Raw genomic sequence first — 4433 nt, 5'->3', positions numbered from 1 at the left:
GCGCCGGCGGGCCGGCCTCGCCGCCCTCGGCATCGCGATGATCAGCACCGCCTGGATGGCCCCGGCGGCCCTCGCCGGCTTGTTCGAAGAAAGCGGGGCCGCCGCGGCGAGCGCCGAGGCCTTCGCCTGCCAGGCCGACGGCGCGGTGAAGCCGCTCGCCGCGCTTCCCGCCGGAACGGTGCTCGCGCCGGTCGTCATGGGTCCGTCGATCCTGATGCGGACGCCGCATGCGGTGGTCGCGGCGCCGTATCACCGGGCGATCCCAGGGCTCACCGCCGCGATCGAAGGTCTCGGCGGCAGCGAGGCCGACCTGCGCCGGCACGTGGCGGCGCACGGCGTCCGCTACGTCGTCGTCTGCCGTGCGCGGCCGAGCCCAGGCCTCGACGGGCCCGCCTTCGCCACGCGCCTCGCCCGCGGCGAAGTCCAGGCCGACTGGCTCGAACCGCTGCCCCTCGACGGCGACGTGCTGAAGGTTTGGCGGGTGCGGTAGCGCGGATCGCGACCGGGTCGCGCCGCCTCGCTCACGATGTCGTAAAGGTCGCGATGCGAAGGCGCGCCTCCGGCTGCCTACTTCACAACCCGGTCGAGCTTGTTGTTGACGAAGAAGTACAGCTCCTTCGCCCCGGGCTCGGTGTAGAGCACTTGCACCTCACGACCCGCGCGGCCTTCACCCACCAGCACGTCCACCGGCGGGCGGCCCTTCAGGCGCACGAGGTCGCACTCGCCGATCCCGAGTTCGATCGCGGCGGCGCTCGTCGGGACCGGCCCGGTGCAGGACCCGTCCGGCGCGAGCACCGGACCGGTGAAGGTCGGCGCCGCGGCCACGCGCGGCGGGATCGGGACGATCTCGGAAGGGGCCGGCGGCGGCGTCCGCTCGGTCACGGTGCAGGCGCCGAGGAGGGCTGCCGCGAACAGGGTGCCGCTGGCGAGCGTTCGCAGGTCGGGCAACGTCACGGCGCCTCCTTGCGCTCCAAGTTGGGTGCGGTGCCCTCGCGGGCCTTCAGCGCGGCGGCGTAAAGGGCCGAGACGTCGCGCTTGAACGCCGCCCGCGCATCGGGGCGGGAATAGAACATGTGCCCGCCAGGGTACACCGCGAGCGACAGCCGCGGCTCAGGCCCATAGGACGGGATTTGGTCGATCAGCAGTTTGGAGGCGAAGTACGGCGTCACCAGGTCGGTGAAGCCGTGCGCCACCAGCACCCGGACGTTGCCGTCGAGCGCCAGCACCCCGCGAAGCGCTCCGACCGCCTCGGGCGCGGAGCGGCCGCCGCCCCAACTCCAGCTGCGGTTCACGGCGGTGTTCAGAAGCTCGTAGCGCAGGTTCGTCACCCGCCAGTTCAGCTTCTTCGCGTAGAGGTCGATCATCGCGCTGGTGAGCGGCGCCTGCAAAGCGGTGAGCAGCGGGTCGTCGAAGCCGGAATGCGCCGCGGTCGGGTCCGGGTCCCAGCCGCTGACGCCGGTGTCGTAGGCGCTGGCGACGCGGCCCGTGGCGCGGTCGACTTCGCGCTGGACGCTGTTCGACGACAGCCGCCCGCCCTGTGCCTTGACGAATGCCGGATCGAGCCCTGTCAGCGCGGCGACGCGCTCGGTGAGGCGCGCCACCGCCGGCGCGTCGTTCGGCCCCTTCAACAGGTCGGCCAGGTAGGCGCCGGTGGCGTAGCGCTCGGTGTCGGCGAGCGTGTCGCGGGTCGGCACGGTGCCGGCCCGCTCGAGGGCGCCGGCCGCATACGAGGGCAGCCGCAGGATGTTGCCCCACGGGTTGGACCGCGGCGGCGACAGGGTGCCGAAATCGAGGACCGGCGAGAGCAGCACGAGGCCCGACAGGCCGACGCCGACATCCTCCTGGAGCTTGGCGGCGATCAGCGGCCCGCGGAAGCCGCCGTAGCTCTCGCCGACGTAGAACTTCGGGTCGCCCATGCGGGTGTTGACGCGCAGGTAGCGGGCGATCGCCGCCGACAGCACCGAGGCATCCGAGTCGACGCTCCAATACGCCTTGCCGTCGCCGTCGGCGGCGCGGCTGTAGCCGGTGCCGACCGGATCGATGAAGACGAGGTCGGTGAAGTCGAGCCAGGTGCCGTCGTTCGGCACCAGCGCCACCGAACGTGACGGGCTGATGCTCGACCCGTCGGCCGGCAGGCGCCACGGGCCGATCGCGCCGACGTTCAGGTAGGCCGACGCCGCGCCGGGGCCGCCGTTGATCGCGAAGGTGATCGGCCGCGCCGTCCCGGCCGCCGCGGGGCGAGTGTAGGCGACGAAGGCGATCTCGGCCTGCAGCTTGCCGGACTCGTCGACCAGCGGCAGGCTGCCGGCGGTGGCGGTGAAGTCGAGCTTCTGGCCGTTGGGGAGCGTGACGCTCTGCTCGGTGGTGGAATCGGGCGGAAGCTTGCGGCCCTCGGCCGGCCGCGATTCGGAGGGGCCGCGCTGCGGCGCCTGGGCGATGGCCGGAAGCGGGGCGAAAGCCATCAGGAGCGCAAACCCGAACGCGCATGCCCTCCCCCCCCTGCGGGAGAGGGTTTGCCTCGCGTCGGCGAGGCTCGGGAGAGGGGTGCGCGTTATCCGGCACTGTCGCTCCCCCCTCCCGGCCCGCTGAGCGGGCAACCTTCTCCCGCAGAGGGGGGAGGGAAGCGCGCGGAGCGCGGCCTCGATCGCATTGTCAAACAAGCGCATGGCGAATCCTGAAATCCGGTCGGGTGCGCGAGGGAACGTCACGCCTTCTTCAGCCAGCGGCCGTCGTCGTCCTGCTGCCAGTAGGCGACCGCGTGGCCGGCGGCCTTGGCCGCCTTCCACTGCTCGCGGGCGCGCAGGAGCGCATCCTGGTCGGTGCCGTCGAACAGCACGCAGATGCGCTGGTAGTCGCCGACATCCGGCGGCAGGTCGGCGCCCTCGACGAGGAAGCGGATGGCGGCGGCGTTGGGGTTGGTCTCGCGCAGCGTCAGCACCACCGGCTGGCTCGCCGCATCCGGCTCGCGATCGGTGCCGTGGGGCAGGAAGCTGTCGTCGCGGAAGGTCCAGAGGTGGTCGTCGAGCGCCTGCAGCCGCTCCTCGGTCGCCGCCTGGATCGCCGCCTGCCAGCCGCGCTCGCGCGACTTCTCGACGAGGTTCGGCAGCACCGCTTCGAGCGGCTGGTTCTGGAGGTGGTAGAAGAGGATGTCCGTCACGTCCGCTCAGATAGGCCGTCGCGCGCGCCTTGCACAGCGCGTCATCGGCGCACTCACCCCGGCAGGATCACGTGCGGGACGAACAGGGCCGCGTTCGTTGTGATCGGCCCATCCGACTCGCGCAGGCACAGCCCGACGCAGTCGTCGCCGACGATCCAGGCGCCGACGAGGGCGTGGCGCCCGTCGAAGCACGGCAGCTCGGCGAGCGCCTGGCGGACGTGACCGCCTGCGCCGTAGGGGCCGTGGTCCTGGGCCAGCACGGCGCCGTCGCACACCATCAGCACGTTGGCGCCCTCGCGCGAGAACAGCGGCTTCTTGACGAAAGAGGTACCGAGCCGCGCCTTCTGGGGGTCGTCCTCGAAATAGGCCGGCAGCAGGTTCGGATGGCCCGGCTCGCGGGCGAACAGGTGCGGCAGCAGCCCCTTGTTCGACAGCACCGCCTTCCACGGCGGTTCGAGGAAGCGCGTCGGCGTCGCGGACAAGGCCGCGCCGAACGCATCCGCGAACGCCCATTCCCACGGATAGAGCTTGAACAGGGTCGTGATCGGCGTCAGCGCCCGGTCGACGAAGCGGCCGTCGGCGGCGAGCCCGATGTCGCCGAGGTCGAGGAAGCGGGTCGCGAGGCCGGCCTGGCGCGCGCAATCCTCGATGTAGGCGACGGTGCCGCGGTCCTCGGGCGCGTCGGCGTAGGCCGTCAGCGCCAGCGACGCGCCGCCGACCGCGCGGAAGCGGGCGATCAGGCACTCGTGCACGGTGTTGAACTGGTCCGACCCGGCCGGCAGCCGGCCGAGCCGCAGCAGGTCCTCGAGCCACAGCCACTGGAACACCGCCGCCTCGTAGAGCGCCGTCGGCGTGTCGGCGTTGTATTCCAAGAGCTTGGCCGGGCCGGTGCCGTCGCCGCCATAGGCGAGGTCGAGCCGGCCGTAGAGCGTGGGGTCGCCGCGGCGCCAGCTGTCACGCACCACGTCCCAGGCGGCTTCCGGGATCGCGAGCGAGGCGAGGATGCGCGCGTCCTCGACCGCGTCGGCGACGAAGTCGAGGCACAGGGCGTGGAGCTCGGTGCCCGGCCCCTCGATGTCGCGCTCGATCTCTTCGAGGGTGAAGGCGTAGGCGTGGCTTTCGTCCCAATAAGGTGCGCCGTCGAGGGTGTGGAAGGTGAAGCCGTTGGCCTGCGCGCTCGCGCGCCAGTCCGGCCGCTCGCCCAACGCGATGCGGCGCATCAGCCGCCGCCCCCGTGGCCCGCCGTCCCGTGCGCGGCGAAGCTGCGGCCCGTGGC

General features: G+C 72.4%; 4 protein-coding genes and 1 pseudogene. 1 reads left to right on the top strand and 4 read right to left on the bottom strand.

Annotated elements, in window-relative coordinates; genetic code table 11:
* Positions 1–490 (top strand): annotated as a pseudogene (locus FV222_RS29800) (hypothetical protein); the annotation flags it as partial.
* A gap of 77 nt (positions 491–567) precedes the next feature.
* On the opposite strand, the gene FV222_RS18160 reads toward FV222_RS29800, so the two are convergent.
* From FV222_RS18160 to FV222_RS18145, 4 genes are all read right to left on the bottom strand, one after another.
* On the bottom strand, positions 568–882 hold the full coding sequence (locus FV222_RS18160) for a hypothetical protein (RefSeq protein ID WP_246685529.1): 315 nt from the start codon (positions 880–882) through the stop codon (positions 568–570).
* A gap of 68 nt (positions 883–950) precedes the next feature.
* Positions 951–2462, bottom strand: coding sequence for a peptidase S10 (locus FV222_RS18155; protein WP_147762330.1), 1512 nt, complete (start codon positions 2460–2462; stop codon positions 951–953).
* Positions 2463–2704: 242 nt separating this feature from the next.
* A complete protein-coding gene (locus tag FV222_RS18150) occupies positions 2705–3157 on the bottom strand; it encodes a DNA polymerase III subunit chi (RefSeq protein ID WP_147762331.1) in 453 nt (150 codons plus the stop codon).
* A gap of 53 nt (positions 3158–3210) precedes the next feature.
* On the bottom strand, positions 3211–4377 hold the full coding sequence (locus FV222_RS18145) for a glutathionylspermidine synthase family protein (RefSeq protein ID WP_147762332.1): 1167 nt from the start codon (positions 4375–4377) through the stop codon (positions 3211–3213).
* Positions 4378–4433 lie beyond the last annotated feature (56 nt).

It is taken from the genome of Methylobacterium sp. WL103, from assembly GCF_008039885.1.
In the GTDB taxonomy this organism is placed as follows: domain Bacteria; phylum Pseudomonadota; class Alphaproteobacteria; order Rhizobiales; family Beijerinckiaceae; genus Methylobacterium; species Methylobacterium cerastii.
The sequence above is the reverse complement of the archived record's forward strand: the minus strand, read 5'-3'. Positions and strand labels throughout refer to the sequence as shown.

What these genes read in the sequence shown, in the direction of transcription:
- FV222_RS18155 (WP_147762330.1), bottom strand. Translation starts at nt 2,462, where the DNA reads ATGGCTTTCGCCCCGCTTCCGGCCATCGCCCAGGCGCCGCAGCGCGGC.
- FV222_RS18145 (WP_147762332.1), bottom strand. Translation starts at nt 4,377, where the DNA reads ATGCGCCGCATCGCGTTGGGCGAGCGGCCGGACTGGCGCGCGAGCGCG.